This window comes from Streptomyces sp. NBC_01016 (assembly GCF_026341035.1).
In the GTDB taxonomy this organism is placed as follows: domain Bacteria; phylum Actinomycetota; class Actinomycetes; order Streptomycetales; family Streptomycetaceae; genus Streptomyces.
On sequence record NZ_JAPEOQ010000001.1, the window covers coordinates 3,602,795 to 3,628,286 of the forward strand.

The following is a 25,492-nucleotide window of genomic DNA, read 5'->3' on the forward strand; positions in this document are numbered from 1 at the left end:
GTGGCGAGAAGTACCCGCACAGTCGATGACATCCTGCCTCTCTCCCCGCTCCAGAGCGGCCTGTTGTTCCACAGTGTTTTCGATGGATCCGACGAGTCCACCCCGGACATCTACACCGTCCAGTCGACCTTCCACCTGGCCGGCCCGCTCGACGCGGGCCGCGCCCGGGAGGCCGCCGAGGCGCTGCTGCGCCGGCACGCGAGCCTGCGGGTGGCCTTCCGCCAGCGCAAGGACGGGGAGTGGGTGCAGATCGTCGCGGCCCGGTACAAGCTGCCGTGGACCGAGATCGACCTGTCCCACCTCCCCGGGGAGCAGGCGGACGCCCAGGCGCGCGAGGCCACGCTCGCCGACCGGGAGCAGCGCTTCGACACCGGTCGGCCGCCGCTGATCCGCTTCACGCTGATCCGCCTCGGCGCCGAGAGCCACCGCCTGGTGCTCACCATTCACCACACGGTGCTCGACGGCTGGTCCCTGCCGACGCTCCTGAAGGAGTACCACGTGCTGTACCTGTCGGGCGGCGACGCCCGCGGACTGCCGCCCGTGGCCCCCTACCGTGACTACCTGACCTGGCTCTCCCGCCAGGACGCCGACGCGTCGCGGGCGGCCTGGGACACCATGCTCGACGGCCTGACGGCGCCCAGCCTGGTGGCCGGCACCGCCGAGCACACCCCGCAGGACCCCGGACGCCACGAGTTCGGGCTCACCGAGGAGCAGACCCGGGCCCTGACGGCCCGGGCCCGCTCCGCGGGCGTCACCGTCAACACCGTGGTGCAGGCGGCCTGGTCGCTGGTGCTCGCCGGCCTGACCGGCGCCGACGACGTGGTCTTCGGCGTCACCGTGAACGGCCGCCCGGCCGAGCTGCCCGGCATCGAGTCCATGGTCGGCCTGTTCATCAACACCCTGCCGCTGCGCATCCGGCTGCGGCCCTCGCTCACCGCGGGCGAACTGCTCGGCCGGGTGCACCACGCCCAGGCCGAGCTGATCGCCCACCAGTACCTGGGCCTTTCGGAGGTGCAGCACCGCACCGGTCTCGGCCCGCTCTTCGACACGTCCGTCGTCTTCGAGAACTTCCCCTTCGATTCCGCGCCCGCCGTCTCCGCGGACAGCGACCCGCTGCGCGTGGTCGGCGCCGAGAGCCACTCCGCGAACCACTTCCCGCTCAGCCTCGTCGGAATGCCGCAGGACGCCCTGCGCTTCAAGCTGTTCCACCAGCGCGACCTGTTCGACGACACCGCCGCCGCGGCCATCGCCGAGCGTTTCCTCGGCCTGCTCGACACCCTCGTGCGCGAGCCCGGGCGGCCGCTCGGCCGCATCGACGTCATCGGCGCGGACGAGACCGCCCGCGCGCTCGCCGCCGCGTCCGGACCCGCCGGCGCCGCGGCCGTCGGCACCCGACTCCCCACGCTGCCCGAGCTGTTCACCGCCCAGGCCGCCGCCACCCCGGACGCCCCCGCCGTGTGCGCGGGCGACCAGGTGCTCACGTACCGCCGGCTCGACGCGCGTGCCAGCCACGTCGCCCGCACCCTGATCGAGCGCGGCGTCACGCCCGGCCGGACGGTGGCCGTGCTGCTGCCGCGCGGCATCGACCTCGTGGTGGCGCTGCTCGGCGTCGCCAAGTCCGGTGGCGCGTACGTGCCGTTGGACCCCGAGCACCCCGCCGAGCGGATCGCCGCGGTGCTCGCCGACGCCGACCCGGTGCTCGCGCTGACCGAGCCGGGCCACGAACTGCCCGGCACCCGGACGCTGGTCGTCACGGACGAGGAGGCTGCCTCCTTCACCGCGGCCCCGCACCCGCACGACCCGGCCTACCTGATCTTCACCTCCGGCTCCACCGGCCGCCCCAAGGGCGTGGTCGTCGAGCACGGCTCCGTGGCCGCCTACCTCGTACGGGCCCGTGGCGCCTACCCGGACGCCGGGGGCCTCACCCTCGTGCACTCCTCGGTCACCTTCGACCTCACCGTGACCGGCCTGTACACCCCGCTGGTCTCCGGCGGCTGCGTCCACCTCGCCGAACTCCCCGACGCCGTGGGCGGCCCGCGTCCCACCTTCCTCAAGGGCACGCCCAGCCACCTGGAACTGCTCGACACCCTGCCCGCCGAGGTCTCGCCCTCGGGAACCCTCGTCCTCGGCGGCGAGGCCCTGCGCGGCGAGGCCCTGCGCGCCTGGCGCACCGCCCACCCCGACGCCACCGTGATCAACGCGTACGGGCCCACAGAGGCGACCGTCAACTGCCTCGAGTTCAAGGTCGAGCCCGGCACCGAGCTCGCCGACGGCGCCGTCCCGATCGGCCGTCCCTTCGCCGACACCCGCGCCTACGTCCTCGACGCCGCCCTGCGCCCGGTCGCCCCCGGTGTCGCGGGCGAGCTGTACATATCCGGCGTGGCCCTCGCCCGCGGCTACCTCGGCCGCCCCGACCTCACCGCCGAGCGCTTCGTCGCCGACCCCTACGCGCCCGGCGCCCGCATGTACCGCACCGGCGACCTCGCCCGGCGTCTCGCGGACGGCACGTTCGTCTACGCCGGGCGCGCCGACGACCAGATCAAGCTGCGCGGTTTCCGCATCGAACCCGGTGAGATCGAGGCGGCCGCCGCCGCCCACGCCGACGTCACCCGCGCCGTCGTCCTCGCCCGCGAGGACCGCCCAGGCGACGCCCGCCTCATCGCTTGGGTGACCCCCGAGACCGTGGACACCGAGGCGCTGTGCGCACATCTCGCCGACGCGCTGCCCGCGTACATGGTCCCGGCGGCGATCGTCGCCCTGCCCGCGATGCCGCTGACCCCCAACGGCAAGATCGACCGCAAGGCGCTGCCCGCCCCCGAGGAGACCGCGACCGCGCTGCCCGTCCAGCGGGCCCCGCGCGACCCGCGCGAGGACCTCGTGCGCGAACTGTTCGCCGGGGTGCTCGGTCTCGCCTCCGTCGGCCCCGACGACGACTTCTTCGACCTCGGCGGCCACTCCCTGCTCGCCATCCGCCTGGTCAGTCGCCTGCGCGCGAGTCTGGGCATCGAACTCTCCGTCAAGCACCTGTTCCAGAGCTCCACCCCGGCCGCCCTGGTCCGCTCGCTCGGCGAGACCGAGGAGGCCCGCCCCGCGCTCGTGCGCACCGAGCGGCCGGAAAGGCTGCCGCTCTCCTACGGCCAGCAGCGCCTGTGGTTCCTGCACCGGATGGAAGGCCCGAACCCGGTCTACAACCTGGCCTCCGCGCTGCGTCTGACCGGCCCCCTGGACCACGAGGCGCTGCGCGCCGCGTACGCCGACGTCGTCGCTCGGCACGAGAGCCTGCGCACCGTCATCGCCGAGGACGAGCAGGGCGCCCACCAGGTCGTCCTGGCGGACGTCCGGCCCGCGATGACCCATGTGCGCTGCACCGAGGACGAGTTGGCGGACCTGCTCGCCGGGCACGCCCGCCACCCCTTCGACCTCTCCGCCGACTTGCCGCTGAAGCTGTTCCTGTACGAGCTCGCCGAGGACCGGCACGAACTGCTCGTCCTGCTGCACCACGTGGCCGGCGACGGCTGGTCCACCCCGCTGCTCACCCGCGACCTGACCCGCGCCTACGCCGCACGGGCCGAGGGCGCCGAGCCGCAGTGGCAGGAACTGCCCGTGCAGTACGCCGACTTCGCGCTGTGGCAGCACGAGCTGATGGGCTCGGAGGACGACCCGGAGAGCCGCGCCTCGCGGCAGCTGGCGTTCTGGCGCGAGAACCTCGCCGACCTGCCCGAGGAACTCGCCCTGCCCACCGACCGGCCGCGCCCGGCCGTCGCCTCCTACCGCGGTGACAACGTGGCGATCACCCTTCCCGCCGCGCTGCACCGCGCCGTCGCCGAGCGTGCCCGCGCCGCCGACGCCACCGTGTTCATGGTCGTCCAGGCGGCACTCGCCGTGACCCTGTCCCGGCTCGGCGCCGGCGACGACGTCCCGCTCGGCTCGCCGGTCGCAGGACGCCTCGACGAGGCGCTCGACGACCTCGTCGGCGACTTCATCAACACCCTCGTGCTGCGTACGGACGTCAGCGGTGATCCGACCTTCACCGAACTCCTCGCCCGCGTACGGGAGAGCGACCTCGCGGCCTGGTCGCACCAGGACCTGCCGTTCGAGCGGCTCGTCGAGGTGCTCAACCCGACGCGCTCGCTGGCCCGTTCACCGCTGTTCCAAACCCTCCTCGCCTTCAACAACACAGGCGGCCCGGCGGGTTCGGGACCGGCCGAGGCCCAGCTGGGGCAGCTCGCGGTGACCGCGCGCGGCGGCGTCGGCAGCGGTGTCGCCAAGTTCGACCTCGCGTTCAACCTGCGCGAGCGGCACACCGACGACGGCGCCGCCGACGGGATGACAGGCATCCTCGAATACGCCGCCGACCTCTTCGACCACAGCACCGCCGAGCAGCTCGTGGAGCGCTTCACCGCCGTCCTGGCCCGCCTCGTCGCGGAGCCCGACCGGCGCATCGGCGCCGTCGACGCCCTGCTCGACGGCGAGCGCGCAGCGGCCCTCACCGTCCCGGCCGACACCGCACGCGCGGTCGAGGACCGCTGGTTCCTCGACCGCTTCGAGCAGCACGCCGCCCAGCGCCCCGACGCCCCGGCCGTCACCGCCGGTGAAGTCGCCCTCTCGTACGGGGAGTTGAACCGTCGCGCGAACGTCATGGCCCGGCTCCTGGCCGAGCGCGGCGCCGCCCCCGAGCGCTTCGTGGCCGTCGCCCTGGCGCGCACCGCCGATCTGCTCGTCACGCTGCTCGCCGTCCAGAAGTCGGGGGCCGGCTATCTGCCGCTCGACACCAACTTTCCCGCAGACCGCGTCCACCGGATGATCACGGACGCCCGCCCGGCCGTCCTCGTCACCACCGGCGACCTGCTCCCCGGCCTGCCCGACGTGGCCGTGCCCACCGTCCTGGCCGACGAGGCGGATCTGTCCGGGTACGCCGACGGCGATCCCGGTGTGCGCGCGGCGGCCACCAACGCCGCGTACGTGCTGCACACCTCCGGCTCCACCGGTGTCCCCAAGGGCGTCGTCGTCCCGCGCGGCGCGCTCGACAACTTCCTGCGGGCGATGGCCGACCGCTGCTCGGTCACCGCGGACGACCGGCTCCTCGCCGTCACCACCATCGGCTTCGACATCGCCGGTCTGGAGCTCTACCTGCCGCTCGCCTGCGGCGCCGGCGTCGTCATCGCCGGACCCGACACCGTGCGCGACCCCGAGGAGCTGCGCGCCGCCGTCACCCGACACGGCATCACCCTCATGCAGGCCACGCCCACCCTGTGGCGGGCCGCGACGGGACGGGACGCCTCGTTCCTGGCCGGGGTGCGCGTCCTGGTCGGCGGCGAGGCACTGCCCGCCGACCTGGCCGCGACGCTCACCGCCGCAGCACGGTCGGTCCTCAACGTGTACGGACCCACCGAGACCACGATCTGGTCCACCGCGGCCACGATCACCGACCCAGCCGTCATCCACCTCGGGGAACCCGTCGACAACACCGGGGTGTACGTCCTCGACGACCGGCTGCGTCCGGTCGCCCCCGGCGTCCCCGGCGAGCTCCACCTCTCGGGCTCCGGCCTCGCCCGCGGCTACCTCGGGCAGCCGGGCCGCACCGCCGAACGGTTCGTGGCCGACCCGTTCGGCGCCGACGGCACCCTCATGTACCGCACCGGCGACGTCGTGCGCCGCACGGCCGCGGGGAGCCTGGAGTACGTCGGCCGAGGCGACCAGCAGGTCAAGCTGCGCGGCTTCCGCATCGAGACCGGCGAGATCGAGGCCGTGCTCACCGCCCACGCCGACGTCGCGGCCGCGGCCGTCGGCGTACGCCCCGACGCGACCGGCGAGGCCCGCCTGGTCGCCTGGGTCGTCACCGACCTGGACGCACCGGCCCTGCGCGCCCATGTGGCCGCCGCCGTCCCCGAGTACATGGTCCCCGGCGCGTTCGTGACGCTGCCCGAACTGCCGCTGACCGCCAACGGCAAGCTGAACCGCAACGCGCTGCCCGACCCGGCCGAGTCCCACGACGCGGCGGGCCGTCCGCCGCGCTCGCCGCAGGAGGAGATCCTCTGCGGGCTGTTCGCGGAGATCCTCTCCCGGCCCCGGATCTCCATCGACGACGACTTCTTCGCCGTCGGCGGCCACTCGCTCGCCGCGATGCGTCTTGTCGGCCGGATCCGCTCGGTGCTCGACGTGGACCTGCCCATCAGCGTCCTGTTCGAGGCACCCACCGTCGCCGCGCTCGCCGCCCGGCTCACCGGCGCGGGCGCGGACACGAGCCGCGCACCGCTGACGGCGGGCGAGCGCCCCGCGCGGCTGCCCGCGTCCCCGGCCCAGCAACGCCTGTGGTTCCTCGGCAGGTTCGAGGGGCCGGGCAGCCCCACGTACAACGTGCCGGTCGTGCTGCGCCTGAGCGGCACCCTCGACGAGCGGGCCCTGGACGCCGCGCTCACCGATGTGATCACCCGCCACGAGCCCCTGCGCACCGTCTTCGCCGAGGACGCCGATGGCCCGTACCAGGTGATCCTCGATCCGCGCCCGGTCCCGACGACCATCCGCCCCGCCACCGAGGAGGAACTGCCCGCGCTGCTCACCGAGGCCGTCCGGACCGGCTTCGACCTGGCGGCCGACATCCCGCTGCGCGCCCACCTGTTCGCGCTCGCACCCGACGAGCACGCGCTGCTGCTCGTCATGCACCACATCGCCGGTGACGGCGGCTGGTCGGTGCCGCTGCTCGTCAAGGACCTCGCCACCGCGTACGCGGCCCGGCGCGGCGGCGGGGAGCCCGGCTGGGCGCCGCTGGCCGTGCAGTACGCCGACTACACCCTGTGGCAGCGCGAGGTGCTCGGCTCCGCCGACGACCCGGACAGCGAGCTCGGCCGTCAACTCGCGCACTGGCGCGAGGCATTGGCGGACCTGCCGGAGGAACTCACCCTGCCCGCCGACCGGCCGCGCCCCCTCAAGGGCACCGGCCATGGCGCGGACCTGCGCTTCCACCTCCCGGCGGAGCTGCACGCCGAACTGGAGTCCCTGGCGCAGAAGCACCGGGCGAGCCTGTTCATGGTGGTCCAGGCCGCCGTCGCGGTGGCCCTGTCCCGGCTCGGCGCCGGCGAGGACATCCCGCTCGGCACTCCCAGCGCGGGCCGGGTCAACGAAGCGCTCGACGGCCTCATCGGCTTCTTCGTCAACACCCTCGTGCTGCGCACCGACCTGTCCGGCGACCCCACGTTCGCCGAGGTGCTCGACCGCGTCCGCACCAACTCCCTGAACGCCTACACCCACCAGGACGTGCCGTTCGAGCGGCTCGTCGAGACCCTCAACCCGGACCGCTCGCTGGGCCGTCACCCGCTGTTCCAGACCATGGTCACCTGGAACAACGCGGCCCAGGACGCCACCGGAAGGCTCGCCGAGGACCTGCCCGACCTGCGGATGCGCGTCGGCGATGTGGACACGCACGTGGCCACCTTCGACCTGCTCTTCGCGTTCTTCGACCTGCGCACCGAACGCGGCGCACCGGACGGTCTGGCCGTGCGGCTCGAATACGCCACCGACCTGTACGACACGGCCACGGCCGAACTGTTCGTGTCGACCCTGACCACGGTGCTCGCCGCGGTCGCCGGCGACGCCGAACGCCCAGTGCACCGCATCGACGTGCTGCCCCCGGCCGCCCGCGCCCGGCTCCTCGGCCCCTCGCACGGCCCGGCCCCGCACCCGTACCGGCCGCTGGCCCAACTGCTCGCCGCGCAGGCCGGACGGACCCCGGACACGGTCGCCGTCACGGACGAACACGGCAGCCTCACCTACCGCGAACTGCACGAGCGGGCCCGCGCCCTGGCCGTCGAGCTGCTCGGCCTCGGACTCGGCCCGGAGGACCGGGTCGCCGTCGCCCTGCCGCGCGGCACCGAGCTCGCCGTCGCGTTCGTCGCGGTCCTCACCGCGGGCGCGGCCTACGTGCCCGTCGACCCGGAACTCCCGGACGGACGCGTGGCGTTGATGCTCGCCGACACCGCGCCCGGAGCCCTGATCACCACCGCGCCCACCGCCGCAGGACTGCCCGCCGCAGGTGTCCCGCAGGTGCTCGTCGAGGCGCCCCGGGCGGCCGCCGACGCGACGCAGGCCTTCCCCGAGGCGCTGCCCGACCACCCCGCGTACGTCATCTACACGTCCGGTTCGACCGGGCGCCCCAAGGGCATCGTGATGCCGCACCGCGCCCTGGCCAACCTGCTCGACTGGCACGCGTGTGCCGTGCCCGCGGCGCCAGGCACGGTGGTGGCCCAGTTCACCGCCCTCGGCTTCGACGTCTCCGTACAGGAGGTCCTCTCCGCCCTGCTGGCCGGAAAGACTCTCGCCGTGGTCCCCGAGGACACCCGGCGCGACCCGCGTGAACTGGCCCGCTGGCTTGCGGACCACCACGTGGCCGAGCTCTACGCGCCGAACCTGGTGATCGACGGCGTCCTGGAGGCGGCTCGCGAGTGCGGCGCCGACCTGTCCGGGCTGCGCCATCTCGTCCAGGCCGGCGAGGCCCTGACGCTGCGTGAGCCGGTCCGCGCCCACCACACGGACGCCCCGACCCGGCTGCACAACCACTACGGCCCGGCCGAGACCCACGTGGTCACCGCGTGGACGCTGCCGACTGACGCCGCGTACTGGCCGGACACCCCGCCCATCGGCCGCCCGGTCGACGGCGTCGGCGTCCGGCTCCTGGACGCCGGCCTGCTGCCGGTGCCGCCCGGTGTCGTCGGTGAACTGCACCTGTCCGGCGTGGCGTTGGCGCGCGGCTATCTGAACCGGCCCGACCTCACCGCCGAGCGCTTCGTCGCCGACCCCTACGGTCCGCCCGGCGCCCGCATGTACCGTACCGGCGACCTGGCCCGGGCGACCGCGGACGGCGAGCTCGTCTACGTCGGCCGCGCCGACCACCAGGTCAAGATCCGCGGCTTCCGCATCGAGCCCGGCGAGATCGAGGTCGCGCTCACCGCGCACGCGGACGTGGTCCGCAGCGCCGTCGTGGTCCGCGAGGACACCCCCGGCGACAAGCGCCTGGTCGCCTACGTCGTGGCCCGCCAGGGAGGTTCGCCCTCGGCGTCCGCCCTGCGCGCCCACCTCGCGGGTCTGCTCCCGGGGCACATGGTGCCCGCCGCGTACGTGCCGCTCGACGAACTGCCGCTGACCCGCACCGGCAAGCTGGACCCGGCCGCGCTGCCCGTGCCCGCGCAGGACACGGCGGCGGCACGGGCCCCGCGCACCGCACGCGAAGAGGCGCTGTGCGGCCTGTTCGCCGGGGTGCTCGGGCGCGCGGCGGTCGGTGTCGACCAGGACTTCTTCGACCTGGGCGGCCACTCGCTGCTCGCCACCCGCCTGGTGGCCGGCGTCCGCAGCGTCCTCGGTGTCGAACTCGCCGTCCGCGGCCTGTTCGAGCAGCCCACGCCCGCAGGTCTCGCGGCCCTCCTCGACGAGGCCGACGGAGCGCGCCCGGCGGTGACCCGGCGCGAGCGCCCCGAACGGATCCCGCTCTCGCCCGCCCAGCGCCGGCTGTGGTTCCTGCACGGTCTCGAAGGGCCGAGCGCGACCTGGAACATGCCCACGGCCCTGAAGCTGTCCGGCGCCCTCGACGAGGACGCGCTCGGCGCGGCCCTCGCCGACGTCGTCACCCGGCACGAGTCGCTGCGCACCGTCTTCGCGGAGGAGGCCGGCAGCGGCTACCAGGTGATCCGTACGCCCGAGGAGACGCTCGCAGCGCTCGGCACCCCGCGCCCGGCCGACGTGGCCCCCGAGGATCTCGTGGGGCGGCTTTCCGAGGCCGCGGCCCGCCCGTTCGACCTCGCCGCCGAGCCGCCGCTGCGCGTCACCCTGCTGCGCACCGGCCCGCAGGAGCACGTCCTGCTCCTGGTCCTGCACCACATCGCCACCGACGGCTGGTCGGCACCCGTGCTCGCCCGCGACCTCACCGGGGCGTACGCGGCACGTCACGCGGGCGAGGCCCCCGGCTGGGCCGAACTCCCGGTCCAGTACGCCGACTACACGCTGTGGCAGCGTGACGTGCTCGGTGCGGAGGACGACCCGCACAGCATGGCGGCCCGTCAACTCGCCTACTGGAAGCAGGCGTTGGTCGAGCTGCCCGAGGAGCTCGCGCTGCCCGCCGACCGGCCGCGACCCGCCGTGGCCTCGCACCGCGGCGACGCCGTGCCCTTCCACATCCCCGCCGACCTGCACGCGGGACTCGCCGCACTCGCCGGCGAGAACCGGGCCACCCTCTTCATGGTGGTCCAGGCGGCCTGGGCGACCCTGCTCTCGCGCCTCGGCGCGGGCGAGGACATCCCGGTCGGCACGCCGATCGCGGGCCGCACGGACGAGGCGCTCGACGAACTGGTCGGCTTCTTCGTGAACACCCTGGTGCTGCGCACCGACCTGTCGGGCAACCCCTCCTTCACGGACCTCGTGGACCGGGTCCGCGAGACCTCGCTCAGCGCCTACGCCCACCAGGACGTGCCCTTCGAGCGGCTCGTGGAGGTGCTCAACCCGACGCGCTCGCTGGCCCGTCACCCGCTGTTCCAGACCATGCTCATGTGGAACAACAACGACGACCGGCTCGCGGCCGACGTCGCGGGCGGCTTCTCCGGTCTGACCGCCGAGACGCTGCCGCTCGGCACGAGGGTCGCCAAGTACGACCTCACGCTGGCCCTGAAGGAGGCCTACGCCGCCGACGGCGGCACGGCCGGACTGCACGGCTACTTGGAGTTCGCCGCGGACCTGTTCGACCGGTCCACCGCCGAGAGCTTCGTCGAGCGGTTCACGCGGCTCCTGCGCACAGTGGTGGACGCACCGGGAACCCCCGTGGCGGATGTGGACGTGATGGCCCCGGGAGAACGGGAGAGGGTGCTCAGTGAGTGGAACGACAGCGGCCGTGAGGTCCCGGACGCCACGCTCACGCAGCTCCTCGCGCATCGTGTTGCGGTGTCGCCTGAGGCGTGCGCTCTGGTCTTCGGTGACCTGGCCTTCTCGTACGGGGAGTTGAACGCCCGCGCCAATCAGCTCGCGCACTGGCTCATCGAGCGCGGCGCCGGCCCCGAGCGCCTGGTGGCCGTCGCGCTGCCGAGGACGCCGGAGCTGCTCGTCGCGCTGCTCGCCGTGCTCAAGTCCGGCGCCGGATACGTGCCGGTGGACCCGGAGTTCCCGCAGGAGCGGATCGCCCACATCCTCGACGACGCCGCGCCGGTCCTCACCCTGACCGAGGAGCTGCTCGCCGGGACCGACCTCTCCGCGTACGGCTTCACGGACCCGGCGGCCGTAGGGGTCCCGGGCTCGCACACCGCCTACGTCATCTACACGTCGGGCTCGACGGGCCGCCCGAAGGGCGTGACCGTCACCCACGCGGCGCTGGTGAACTTCCTGACCGCGATGCAGGACCGGTTCGCGATCACCGAGTACGACCGTCTCGCGGCCGTCACCACGGTCGGCTTCGACATCGCCGGCCTCGAGCTGTTCCTGCCGCTCCTGCATGGCGCCCAGGTCGTCCTGGCCCCGCGCGAGGTGGTCCGCGACCCGGCCGCACTGGCCCACCTGATCGACGACTCGGGCGCGACGCTCGTCCAGGCCACCCCGAGCCTGTGGCAGGCCCTGGCCGAGACCGGGCGGATCCCCAGGTCGCTGCGCGTCCTGGTCGGCGGTGAGGCGCTGCCCGCGTCGCTGGCACGCACCCTCGCCGAGGGCGGGCGCCCGGTGACGAACCTGTACGGGCCGACCGAGACCACCATCTGGTCCACCGCGGCCGAGATCACCGGGGACGTCACGATCGGCGGCCCGATCGCCAACACCCGCCTGTACGTGCTCGACGCGGGTCTGAGTCCGGTACCGCCCGGCGTCGCGGGCGAGCTGTACATCGCCGGTGCGGGCCTGGCCCGCGGCTACCACCGCCGCCCCGGACTGTCCGCCGAGCGTTTCGTCGCCGACCCGTACGGTGCGGCCGGCACGCGCATGTACCGCACCGGAGACCTCGTGCGACACACGGCCGGAGGCGATCTCGAGTACCTCGGCCGGACCGACTTCCAGGTCAAGGTGCGCGGCTTCCGTATCGAACTCGGCGAGATCGAGAGCGCCGTGCTCAGCCACCCGGACATCGTCCGCGCCGCCGTCGTGGTGCGCGAGGACGCCCCGGGCGACAAGCGGGTCGTCGCCTACGTCGTGCACGGCCCGGACGGCTCGCCCGACGGCGACGTCCTGCGCAAGCACGTCGCCGTGAGCCTGCCCGATTACATGGTCCCGTCGGCGTTCGTCACCCTCGACGAGCTGCCGCTGACCCCGAACGGCAAGCTCGATCGCGCCGCCCTGCCCGCCCCCGCGCTCGGTGCGCTGGGCGAGGGGCGAGCGCCGCGCACCGAGCAGGAGGAGACCCTGTGCGGTCTCTTCGCCGAAGTCCTCGGCGTCGCCACGGTCAGCATCGACGACGACTTCTTCGTCCTCGGCGGCCACTCACTGCTCGCCAACCGCCTTGCCGCCCGCGTCCGTTCGGCGCTCGGCAAAGAGATGAGCATCCGCGGCTTCTTCGAGCGGCCCACGGTCGCGGCCCTGGCCGAGAGCCTCGCGAACGCGACCGCCACCACCACCCGTCCCGCGCTGCGCCGCCGCACCGGTACCAAGGAGAACTCGTGACCACGCTGTCCTTCTCGCAGCGCCGCCTGTGGTTCCTCAACCAGCTGGACGGCCCGAGCGCGATCTACAACATCCCCACCGCCCTGCGCCTGTCGGGCTCCCTCGACCGCGAGGCACTCACGACGGCCCTGGCCGATGTGATCACCCGCCACGAGACCCTGCGCACGGTGCTCGCCGACGGACCCGAGGGCCCGCGCCAAGTGGTGCTCGACGCCGGCGTCGAAGCCGCCGCGCCCGTGCTCACGGTGGTGCCCGCCGACGAGACCGCCCTGGACGCTGCCTTGGAGGCGGCGGCCCGCCACACGTTCGACCTGCTCGGCGAGATCCCGATCCGCTGCACCCTGTTCGAGCTCGCCCCCGAAGAGCACGTCCTGCTCGTGCTCCTGCACCACGTGGCGGGCGACGGCTGGTCGGTGCCCGTGCTCGTTCGCGACCTGCTCGGTGCCTACGCGGCCCGACAGTCCGGAGCGGCACCGGCCTGGACGGAACTGCCCGTCCAGTACTCGGACTTCACCGTCTGGCAGCAGGAACTGCTCGGCTCCGAGGACGACCCGGACAGTGTGATCTCGCGACAGCTCGGCTACTGGCGCGACACCCTCGCGGGCCTGCCGGAGGAGCTCGGCCTGCCGTCCGACCGGCCGCGTCCGGCGGCCGCCACGCACCGGGGCGACACCCTGCCGCTCGCGGTGCCGGCCGAGGTGCACGCGCGCCTCGTCGGCCTGGCGCGCGAGAACCGGGCCAGCCTGTTCATGGTCGTCCAGGCCGCCCTGGCCACCCTCCTCTCCAAGCTGAGCGGCAGCACGGACGTGCCCGTCGGCACGCCCATCGCGGGCCGCACCGACGAGGCCCTGGACGATCTGGTCGGCTTCTTCGTCAACACCCTGGTGCTGCGCGCCGACCTGTCCGGCACCCCCACCTTCCACGAGCTCCTCGGCCGGGTGCGGGACGCCGACCTGCACGCGTACGAACACCAGGACGTGCCCTTCGAGCGTCTGGTGGAGGTGCTCAACCCGCCCCGCGCCATGGCCCGCCACCCGCTCTTCCAGACCCTGCTCACCTGGAACGACAACGACCAGCGTCAGGCCCGTACGGCCGCCGCCGAACTGCCGGGCCTGACCGTCAGCGGCCACAACGCCGAGACCCGCACCGCGCGCTTCGACCTCTCCTTCACGGTCGAGGAGCGGCGGACGGACTCGGGAGCGCCCGACGGACTGAGCGGCGCCCTGAACTACAGCACGGATCTGTTCGACCGGGCCACCGCCGAACGCATCGCGGAGCGCTTCGCCCGGGTCCTCACGGCGGTCGCCGCCGCCCCCGACGCACCGGTGGCCCGGGTGGACCTGCTCGCCGAGGACGAGCGGCACGAGATCCTGGAGCGGACGAACGCGACCGCACGGGACGTCGCACCCGCCACCGTCCCCGAGCTGTTCGCGGCCCGCGCGGCCACGTCGCCCGAAGCGGCCGCCCTGTCCTTCGGCGAAGAGACCCTCTCGTACGGGGAGTTGAACGCCCGCGCCAACCGGCTCGCGCACTGGCTCATCGAGCGGGGCGCCCGCCCCGAGACCCTGGTGGCCGTCGCGCTGCCGCGTTCGGTGGACCTGGTGGTGGCGCTGCTCGCGGTCCTGAAGTCCGGCGCGGGATACGTGCCGGTGGACCCGGAGTTCCCGCAGGAGCGGATCGACTACATCCTCGACGACGCCGCACCGGTCCTGACGCTGACCGAGGACGCACTCGCGGCGGCCGACCTCACCGGCCTGTCCGACAACGCCCCCGTGGTCGAGGGCCGCTCGGGGGACAGCACCGCGTACGTCATCTACACGTCGGGTTCGACGGGCCGACCCAAGGGCGTCGCGATCCCGCACGCGCCCCTCGTCAACTTCCTGACGGCGATGCAGGACCGGTTCGCGCTCACCGGGCAGGACCGTCTCGCGGCCGTCACCACGGTCGGCTTCGACATCGCCGGCCTCGAGCTGTTCCTACCGCTCCTGCACGGCGCCCAGGTGGTGCTCGCGCCGCGCGAGGTGGTCCGCGACCCGGCCGCCCTCAGCGCTCTCGTCCGCGCGTCGGGCGCCACGCTCATGCAGGCCACCCCGAGCCTGTGGCAGGCGATGACCGAGGCCGGGGGAGTGCCCGACGGACTGCGTGTCCTGGTCGGCGGTGAGGCGCTGCCCGCGTCGCTGGCACGCACCCTCGCCGAGGGCGGGCGCCCGGTGACGAACCTGTACGGGCCGACCGAGACCACCATCTGGTCCACCGCGGCCGAGATCACCGGGGACGTCACGATCGGCGGCCCGATCGCCAACACCCGCCTGTACGTGCTCGACGCGGGTCTGAGTCCGGTCCCGGCCGGAGTCGCCGGTGAGCTGTACATCGCCGGTGCGGGCCTGGCCCGCGGCTACCACCGCCGCCCCGGACTGTCCGCCGAGCGTTTCGTCGCCGACCCGTACGGTGCGGCCGGCACGCGCATGTACCGCACCGGAGACCTCGTGCGCCGTACGACCGCCGGCGACCTGGAGTACCTCGGCCGGACCGACTTCCAGGTCAAGGTGCGCGGCTTCCGTATCGAACTCGGCGAGATCGAGACCGTGATCGCCGACCACCCGGACCTGGGCCGCGCCGCCGTCGTGGTCCGCGAGGACACCCCGGGCGACAAGCGCATCGTCGGCTACGTCGTCCCGGTCGGCGCGCGGAGCGGCCCGCACCACACCCTGCTGCGCAAGTACGCGGCGGCCTCCCTGCCCGAGTACATGGTCCCGTCGGCGTTCGTCACCCTCGACGAGCTGCCGCTGACCCCGAACGGCAAGCTCGACCGCGCCGCCCTGCCCGCTCCCGCGTACGGCCTGGAGAACACCGGCCGCGCCCCGCGCACCCCTCAGGAGGAGGTCCTGTGCGGTCTCTTCGCCGAGGTCCTCGGGGTGCCGAAGGTATCGGTGGACGAGGACTTCTTCTCGCGCGGCGGGCACTCGCTGCTCGCCCTGCGCCTGATGACCCGCGTCCGCGCCACCCTCGGTGTGGACCTGCCGGTCCGCCAGCTCTTCGAGACGCCGACCGTCGCGGGCCTCGCCGAACTGCTCGGCAACGGTGACGGGGCCCGCCCCCCGCTGAAGGCCCGTCCGCGCCCCGAGCGGATCCCGGTCTCCTTCGCCCAGCGCCGCCTGTGGTTCCTCAGCCGGCTCGAAGGGCCAAGCGCCGCCCACAACATCCCCACCACGTTGCGCCTGTCCGGCTCGCTCGACCGTGAGGCCCTGGCCGCGGCGCTGACCGACGTCGTCACCCGCCACGAGAGTCTGCGGACGGTCTTCGGGGAGGACGACGAAGGCCCGTACCAGACCGTCCTCGCACCCGAGCGGGCACGCTCGGAGCCCGTGGTCACCCGCACCGACGAGGCGGACCTCGCCGACGAGCTGCGCCGCGCCGCCCGCCGGGGCTTCGACCTGGCGGCCGAACCGCCGCTGCGCGCCCACCTGTTCGAGCTCGGGGCCGACGAGCACGTCCTGATGCTCCTCGTTCACCACATCGCAGGCGACGGCGGCTGGTCCACGCCCGTCCTCGTCCGCGACCTCACCACCGCCTACGCCGCGCGCTGCGCCGGCGAGGCGCCGGCCTGGGCCCCGCTGCCCGTGCAGTACGCCGACTACACCCTGTGGCAGCACGAGGTGCTCGGCTCCGAGGACGATCCCGACAGCCTCGTCGGCCGCCAGGTCGCCCACTGGAGCGAGGCCCTCGCGGACCTGCCCGAGGAGCTGCCGCTGCCCACCGACCGGCCGCGGCCCGCCGAGAGCAGCTACCGCGGTGCCACCGTGCCGGTCGCGCTCTCCGCCGAGCTGCACCGGCGCCTCGAACACCTCGCCCGTGAGAACCGGGCCAGCCTCTTCATGGTCGTCCAGGCCGGACTCGCGGCCCTGCTGGCCAAGTTGAGCGGCTCCACCGACATCCCCATCGGCACCCCGATCGCCGGCCGCACGGACGAGGCGCTGGACGACCTCGTCGGCTTCTTCGTCAACACCCTGGTCCTACGTACCGACGTCTCCGGTGACCCCGCCTTCACCGATCTGGTGGCTCGCGCCCGGCAGACCGACCTCGCGGCCTACGCCCACCAGGACGTGCCCTTCGAGCGGCTCGTCGAAGTGCTCAACCCGCCCCGTGCGATGGGCCGCCACCCGCTGTTCCAGACCATGCTCGCCTTCAACAACGTCGACCAGAAGGCCGCACTCGGCGAGGGCCGGCTGCCCGGCCTCACCGTCTCCGGGGACAAGGTCGGCACCGGTGTCGCCCAGTTCGACCTGTTGCTCGCGGTGGCCGACAGCCGCGCCGAGGACGGCACTCCCGCCGGGATCACCGGTCACCTCGAGTACAGCGAGGACCTCTTCGACCGCTCCACCGCCGAGACCCTCGTGCGCCGTCTCACGTTGCTGCTCGACGCCCTCACCGAGCAGCCCGATCTTCCGTTGAGCCGGGTCGGTGTCCTTGAAGAGGACGAGCGCGCGCGCATCCTCGGCAGCTGGCTCGACACCGCGGCCGCGGTGCCGCGCGCCACACTGCCCGCCCTGTTCGCCGCCCAGGCCGCCCGCACCCCCGACGCCCTCGCCGTGCAGCACGGGCCACAGTCCCTCTCCTACGCCGAACTCGACGCCCGTTCCAGCCGGTTGGCGCGGCTGCTCATCGAACGCGGGGCCGGGCCCGAGCAGTTCGTGGGCATCGCCCTGCCACGCACCGCGCTCACGCTCGTCGCCGTCCTCGGCGTCCTCAAGTCCGGAGCGGCGTACGTGCCCGTCGATCCGGGCTATCCGGCCGACCGGCAGGCCCACCTGCTGCGCGACGCCGCGCCTGGACTCGTGCTCACCTCGCGCGACGTGGCGGGCAAGTTGCCCGCCGAGGGCGCTGAGCTGCTCGTCCTCGACGACCCGGCCACCGGGGCCGCGCTCGCCGCGCTGCCCGCCACGGAGGTGAGCGACGCGGAGCGCCGTGCGCCGCTGCTGCCCTCGCACGCCGCGTACGCCATCTACACCTCCGGCTCCACCGGTCTGCCCAAGGGCGTCGTGGTCCCGCACGAGAACGTCGCCGACCTGGCGGCCTGGGCGGTGGACGCGTTCGGCGCCGAGGGCATGGCCCACGTGGTGGCCTCCACCTCGCTCAACTTCGACGTCTCCGTCTTCGAGATGTTCGGCCCGCTGCTCAGCGGCGGCGCCGTCGAAGTGATGCGCGACGTCCTGGAGCTGGGCGCCGCCGCCCACGCGGGGCGCTCGGTCTCCCTGATCAGCGGAGTGCCCTCGGCGGTCGCCCAACTCGTGGGCGACGGCGGTCCTTTGATTCGGGCACGCGAGGTCGTGCTCGCCGGTGAGGCCGTCTCCGCCCACGACGCCAACGCCGTCGTACGCGCCGTCGGCGCCGAACGCTTCGCCAACATCTACGGCCCCACCGAGGCCACCGTCTACGCGGCCGCCTGGTACACCCGCGACGAGATCACCGGAGCCCCGCCGATCGGCGCCCCGCTGCGCAACACCCGCCTCTACGTTCTGGACGCCCATCTGCAGCCCGTCCCGGTCGGGGTCGCCGGCGAGCTGTACATTGCGGGGCCCGGCCTGGCCCGCGGCTACCACCGCCGCCCCGGCCTGTCGGCCGAGCGCTTCGTCGCCGACCCGCACGGCGTGGCCGGCGCCCGCATGTACCGCACCGGCGACCTGGTCCGCTGGAACGCCGACGGCGATCTGGACTACCTCGGCCGGACCGACTTCCAGGTCAAGGTGCGCGGCTTCCGCATCGAACTCGGCGAGATCGAGGCCGTCGTGCTCGGCCACGAGGACGTCGCCCGAGCCGCCGTCCTCGTCCGCGAGGACCGGCCGGGGGACAAGCGTCTGGTCGCGTACGTGGTTCCGGCCGCCGGACGCGGAGTGGACCGGGCCCGGCTGCGCGCCCACGTGGCCGCCGCCCTGCCCGGACACATGGTGCCCTCCGCGTTCGTCGCCCTGGACGCCCTGCCCCTCAACCCCAGCGGCAAGCTCGACCGGGCCGCGCTGCCCGCGCCCGAGTACGGTCCCGCCCAGGCCGGCCGTGCTCCGCGCACCCCGCAGGAAGTGATCCTGTGCGGCCTCTTCGCCGAAGTCCTGGGCGTACCGCACGTGTTCATCGACGACGACTTCTTCGCCCTCGGCGGCCACTCGCTGCTCGCCACCCGCCTCGCGGGCCGCATTCGCGGCACGCTCGGCGAGGAACTCACCATCCGGCAATTCTTCGAGACGCCGACCGTTGCCGGCCTCGCCGCCGCACTCGTCTCCGACGGACCCGTCCGCCCGCCGCTGCTCGCGGGCGGCCGCTCCGCGCGCATCCCGCTGTCGTCGGCCCAGCAACGCCTGTGGTTCCTCGGCCGGTTCGAGGGCCGCAGCCACACGTACAACGTGCCCACGGCCCTCAGGCTCTCCGGCGCGGTCGACCGGGACGCGCTCGCCGACGCGCTCGCCGACCTCGCCCTGCGCCACGAGACCCTCCGCACGGTCTTCGCGGAGGACGCCGAGGGCCCGTACCAGACCGTCCTCGCACCCGAGCGGGCCCGCTTCGCGCCGACCCTGCGCGAGACCACCGAGGAGGAGCTGGTCGCGGCCCTCGAACAGGAGGCGCGCTACGCCTTCGACATCGGCGCCGAACCGCCCCTGCGGGCCACCCTGTTCACCGTCGGACCCGACGAGCACGTGCTGCTGGTCCTCGTGCACCACATCGCCACCGACGGCTGGTCGATGCCGCTGCTCGTCCGCGACCTCACCGCCGCCTACGCCGCGCGCTGCCGGGGAGAGGCCCCCGGCTGGCAGCCGCTGCCGGTGCAGTACGCCGACTACACCCTGTGGCAGCGCGAACTGCTCGGCTCGGAGGACGACCCCGACAGCCTCGCGTCCCGCCAACTAGCCCACTGGCGCAAGGCGTTGGCCGGACTGCCCGAAGAGCTCGACCTGCCCACCGACCGGCCGCGGCCCGCCGTCTCCTCCTACCTCGGTGACCTGCTCGACGTCGAGATCCCGGTCGCGACGCACGCCCGGCTCGCCGAGCTGGCCCGGGAGAACCAGGCGAGCCTGTTCATGGTCGTACAGGCCGCCCTGGCCGTGCTCCTGTCCAAGCTGAGCGGCTCCACCGACATCCCGATCGGCACGCCCATCGCGGGCCGCACCGACGAGGCCCTGGAGAACCTGGTCGGCTTCTTCGCCAACACCCTCGTACTGCGCACCGAGGTCGCCGCCGACGAGCCCTTCACGGCGCTCGTCGCCAAGGCCCGCGAGAGTGACCTGACGGCATACGCCCACCAGGACGTGCCCTTCGAGCGGCTCGTGGACGTGCTCAACCCGGTGCGCTCCATGGCCCGCCACCCGCTGTTCCAGACCATGCTGACCTTCGACAACGTCGCCGCACGCGACACGGAGGACCCCGCGCACGCGGGAGCGCTGCCCGACGTGGCGGCGTCCGGGCAAGGCGTCGGCACGGGCGTCGCACGCTTCGACCTGATGTTCCGGCTCGGCGAACGGCACACCATGGACGGCACCCCCGGCGGGATCGGCGGCGTCCTCGAGTACGCCGCCGACCTGTTCGACCGGGACACCGCCCGCGGTCTCGCGGACCGTCTCGTCGCCGTTCTCACGGCCGCGGCGGCCCGACCCGAGGCCCCGGTCGGCGCCCTCGACACCCTCCCCGAGAGCGACCGTGGACGGCTGCTCGTCGCCTGGAACGACACGGCGCGGGAACTGCCCGGCGATCACCTGCCGGCCCTGTTCCGCGCCCGGGCCGCCCGTACGCCGGACGCGCCCGCGCTCGACTTCGAGGGCCTGACCCTCGACTACCGCGAGCTCGACCTGCGCTCCGACCGGCTCGCCCACGCCCTCGCCGCCCGCGGCGTCGGCGCCGAGGACCTGGTGGCCGTGGCCCTGCCGCGTACCGACGCGATGGTCGTGGCGCTGCTCGCGGTCCTCAAGTCGGGAGCGGCGTACGTTCCGATCGACCCCGAGTACCCGGCCGACCGCGTCGCCTACATGCTCACCGACGCCGCCCCGGCGCTGCTGCTCACCGACCGCGAGACCGCGGCGGGCCTGCCCACGGATACCGAGGTCGCCCGCCTGGTCCTGGACGCCCCCGAGACGGTGGACGCCCTGGACGCCGTCACCGGGCCCGAGCTCGACCGGGTCCGCCGGATCCCCGCGCCACGGGCCGACCACCCGGCGTACGTCATCTACACCTCCGGTTCCACCGGCCGGCCCAAGGGCGTGGTCGTCGGCCACGCGAACCTGCTCAACCTCCTCAACGCCATCCAGGGACGCCTGCAACTCACCGCCGACGACCGGCTCCTGGCCGTCACGACCATCGGCTTCGACATCTCCAACCTGGAACTGTGGACACCGCTCGCCCACGGCGCCCGCCTCGTGCTCGCCGCCCGCGAGACTGTCAAGGACCCGGTGGCCCTGGCCCGGCTCGTCGAGGACTCGGGCGCCACCGTCCTGCAGGCCACGCCGACTGCGTGGCAGGGCCTGGTCGCCAGCCGGCCCGAGGCGCTGCGCGGCCTGGTCAAGCTCGTCGGCGGCGAAGCCCTGCCCGGACCGCTCGGCCGCGTGCTGCACAATCTGGGCGGCACCCTCACCAACGTCTACGGACCGACGGAGACGACCATCTGGTCCACCGCCGCGGTCCTTGACGACGCCACCTGTGAACGCCCGCCCATCGGCCGCCCCCTGGACAACACCCGGGTGTACGTCCTGGACGGTGGGCTGCGTCCGGTCGCGCCCGGCGAGGCCGGTGAGCTCTACATCGCCGGCACGGGCGTGGCGCGCGGCTACCTGAACCGGCCCGGCCTGACCGCCGAGCGGTTCACCGCCGACCCCTTCGGGCCCACGGGCGGCCGGATGTACCGCACCGGCGACCTGGTCCGATGGAGCGCCGACGGCGACCTGGAGTACATAGGACGCACCGACCACCAGGTCAAGGTGCGCGGCTTCCGCATCGAACTCGGCGAGATCGAGACCGCGTTGACGTCGGGGGCCGAGCTCGCCCAGGCGGTCGTCGTCGCCCGCGAGGACACCCCGGGCGACAAGCGCCTGGTGGCGTACGCGGTGCCGGACCGCGGCGACGGCAGCCGGAACACCGAGGCGGAGGAGAGCCAGGTCCGCGAGTGGGAGTCGGCTTACGACGCCCTCTACGGCGACCCGGGCTCCGACATCTTCGGCGAGGACTTCGGCATCTGGCACTCCACGTACACGGGCGACCCGATCGCCCTCGACGAGATGCGTGAGTGGCGCGCGGCCACGGTCGGGCGCATCCTCGCCGACCGGCCGCGCCGGGTCCTGGAGATCGGCGTCGGCACCGGCCTGATCCTCGCCCACGTCGCCCCGCACTGCGAGAGCTACTGGGGCACCGACCTGTCCGCCTCCGTCATCGAGCGGCTGAGCGCCCAGGTCGTCGAACGGCCCGAGCTGGCCGACCGGGTGACCCTGACCGTCCAGCCCGCCCACGACATCGACGGGCTGCCCGAGGGCGCCTTCGACACCGTTGTGCTCAACTCGGTGGTCCAGTACTTCCCGAGCGCCGATTACCTCGCCGAGGTCCTCGCCAAGGTCCGCGCACTGCTGGCCCCCGGAGGCACCGTCTTCATCGGCGACGTCCGCAACCTCCGTACGCTGCGCACCCTGCGCGGCGCCGTCGCCCTCACCGGGCAGGACGCCGTGCCCGAGGGCGCCGAACGGGGCGTGCTGCGCGCCGGAGTCGAGCGGGCCGTGGCCCGCGAGAAGGAACTCCTGCTCGCACCCGAGTGGTTCGCGGAGCACGCGGGCCCGCTGGGCGTGGACCTGCGCGTGCGGCGCGGCGCGCAGCACAACGAACTCACGCGGCACCGCTACGACGTGGTGCTGCGCACCGCACCCGGCGCCGAGGCCCCCGACGCTCCCGTCGTGACCTGGGGCGAGCAGGTGGGCGCACTGGACGCGCTGGCCGGCGAACTGGCCGCGGGCCGTCCGGCGCTGCGGGTCACGGGCATTCCCAACCTCCGGCTGTCGGGCGAAGTGGCCCAGGTGCGCGCCCTGTTCGACGAGGACGCGCAGGATGCGGCGGCCGTGGACCCCGAGGAGCTGTACGCGCTCGCCGAGCGCACTGGTCACCGGGTGGCCGTCACCTGGGCCGCCGGAGCCGCCGAGGACGGGGCGCTGGACGCTCTGTTCGTGCGCGGGGACGGCGGAGCGGACCTGGCGCTGGCCGGGGTCCACCGGCCGGCGCAAGGGCCCGATGCCCGGCCCCTTGCCAACGATCCGGCGAGCCGGCGCGACGACACCGGGCTCGGCCCGGTCCTGCGCGACCGGCTCAAGGAGACCCTGCCCGCGCACATGGTGCCCGCCGCCGTGGTCGTCCTCGACGCCCTGCCGCTCACCCCGAACGGCAAGGTCGACCGGGCCGCGCTGCCCGTGCCCGACTACGGTACGCGCGGCGAGGGACGCACGCCGGTCACCCCGCGCGAGGAGCTGATGTGCGCCCTGTTCGCCGAGGTCCTCGGCCTCCCGAGCTTCGGGCTCGACGACAACTTCTTCGAAAGCGGCGGGCACTCCCTGCTCGCCACCCGGCTCGTCGGCCGCGTCGGCGCCGTCCTGGGTGCCGACGTGCCGCTGCGCCGCCTCTTCCAGGCCCCCACCCCCGCCGCGCTGCTGCGGGAGCTGGCGCCGGACGGCGCGCGCGACGGGCATGGCGTGCTGGTGCCGCTGCGCGCGTCCGGCTCGGAGTCCCCGCTGTTCTGCGTGCACCCGGCCGCCGGTCTCAGCTGGGTCTACCTCGGTCTGCTCGCCCACCTGGGCCCGCAGTACCCGCTGTACGGACTCCAGGCACGCGGCACCGACGGCGCGCAGCCGCTGCCCGCCTCGATCGAGGAGATGGCCGCCGACTACGCCGACCAGATCACCGTCACCGCCCCCGAGGGCCCCTACCGGCTGCTCGGCTGGTCGGTCGGCGGGACGATCGCGCACGCCGTCGCCGTCGAACTGGAGCGCCGGGGCGCGCGGGTGGAACTGCTCGCCGTGCTCGACGCCTACCCGGTCGCCGACGCGGCCGGCGGTGAGCCGCCCTCCGAGGCCACGATCGTCGCGCACAACCTGCGGGCGATCGGCTTCGACTTCCAGGAGTCCGAACTGACCGCGCAGACTTTCCCGATCGAGCGCTACCGGGCCTTCCTGGCCCGCGAGAACAAGGTGATTGCCCGGTTCGAGGAACACGAGATCCTCGCCATGAAGGACGTCTACGTCAACAACACCCGGCTCATGTGGTCGCACACCCCCGCCCGGTTCGGCGGCGACATGCTCTTCGTCACCGCTGAACGCGACCGGGGAGCGCTGGCCCGCGAGCGCGGCCACCGGGCCTGGGCGGATCACGTCGGCGGCGAGATCGTGAACCACGACGTGGACAGCGACCACGAAGGCCTCATGACGCGGCCGGGACCGATCGCCCACGTCGGCCGCGTCCTGGCCGAACGGCTCGCGGCGCTGGACGACGCTCCTGCCGGCGCTCGTAGAACCGCCGTAGAAGCAGAGCGCAGGCTCAGCGCATGACAGCGCTGGACGAGACGACAGTTGCGGCACCGCCCGCGCTGCGCCGCAACCGCGACTTCCTACTGCTGTGGACCGGCAACTGGATGCAGTTCTTCGGATCCCGGATGAGCAGCGTCTGCTACCCGCTGCTCGCCCTCCAGATCTCCGGCGGTTCGGCCGCGGCGGTCGGCCTGGCGTCGGCCGCGGCCGTACTGCCGCAGGCCGTCGTCCAGTTGCCGGCCGGTGTCCTGGTCGACCGGTGGGACCGGCGCGCGGTCATGCGCTGGTGCGCCGCGGGCCGGTTCCTGGCGCTCGGCGCGGTGGGGGTCGCCCTGAGCCTCGGCGTGCTCGGCATGGAGCTGCTGCTGGCTCTGATCTCCGTCGAGGTCTCCCTGGCGATCGTCTCCTCGCTCGCCGAACGGGCCGCCGTCCGCACCGTCGTCCCGGGGAGCCAGCTGCCGGCCGCGCTGTCGCAGAACGAGGCGCGCGGACGGATCGCGGGCCTGTTGGGCGGGCCCGCCGGAACCATGCTGTTCACCTGGACGCGCTGGAGTCCGTTCCTCGCCGCCACGCTCGGGGCGCTGGTCGCGGCCGTCAACCTGCGCTTCATCCGGGCCGACTTGAGCACCGGGGACCGAGGGCCGAGGCGGGCGCTGCACCGCGATCTCGCCGACGCCCTGCGCTGGCTGCTGGGACAGCCGGCGCTGCGCGCCATGCTGCCCGTGGTCACCGTGTCCACGGCCCTGCTGCAAGTGGTGATGCAGGGGCTGGTCGTGATCCTGGTCAAGGAACAGGGGCTGCCGGAAGCGACCTTGGGCCTCGTCCTCGGGATCAGCGGCTGCGGCGGCCTGCTCGGCGCGCTCAGTGGACGCTGGTTCATGGCACGGCTGCCGCTGTCCGTCCTGCTGATCGGCGGCCTGACCCTGTGGGCCGCCCTGATGAACGCCATGGCCTGGGCCCGAGGGCCCCTGCAACTCGGGGTGCTGTTCGCGCTGATGAACATCATCGGCGCGGTGTTCGGGGTGGCCACCGCCGTGTACCAAGTCACCGTCACACCACAGGAGTTGCAGGGGCGGGTCGCGGCGCTGTCCGGTCTGGTCGTCGCGCTCGGCACCACCGCGGGAGCCTTCTGCGCCGGAAAGCTCCTGGAGGCCTACCGCGGACTGCTCTCCCTGCTGGTGGCGGCCGGTCTGATGGCCGTGACCGCCGCCGTGGCCGCGTCGATCCCGGCCGTGCGCAAGGCCCGTATCCCGGACGCGGGCCGCCGCGGCGACCCGCCCGCCACTCCGTCGACCCCCGCGCCGCCCCCGTCACCGTCCACCACACCCCGCACCCACTCCTGACCC

The 25,492-nt window shown here is 73.9% G+C and carries 3 protein-coding genes; all 3 read left to right on the plus strand.

What is annotated here, in order from left to right; translation table 11 throughout:
• Genes OG746_RS16420 through OG746_RS16430 form a run of 3 tightly spaced genes read left to right on the plus strand, consistent with a single transcriptional unit; the run spans nt 1 to nt 25,489 of the window.
• Nucleotides 1-12,615, plus strand: a complete 12,615-nt coding sequence (locus tag OG746_RS16420) for a non-ribosomal peptide synthetase (RefSeq protein WP_266715349.1) — start codon at nt 1-3, stop codon at nt 12,613-12,615.
• Nucleotides 12,612-24,167, plus strand: a complete 11,556-nt coding sequence (locus OG746_RS16425) for a non-ribosomal peptide synthetase (protein ID WP_266715350.1) — start codon at nt 12,612-12,614, stop codon at nt 24,165-24,167. Before OG746_RS16420 ends, OG746_RS16425 begins: the two co-directional genes overlap by 4 nt.
• Nucleotides 24,164-25,489: an MFS transporter gene (locus tag OG746_RS16430; RefSeq protein ID WP_266715351.1), complete on the plus strand. Its 1,326-nt coding sequence runs from the start codon at nt 24,164-24,166 to the stop codon at nt 25,487-25,489. The genes OG746_RS16425 and OG746_RS16430 overlap by 4 nt, the downstream gene beginning before the upstream one ends.
• Nucleotides 25,490-25,492 lie beyond the last annotated feature (3 nt).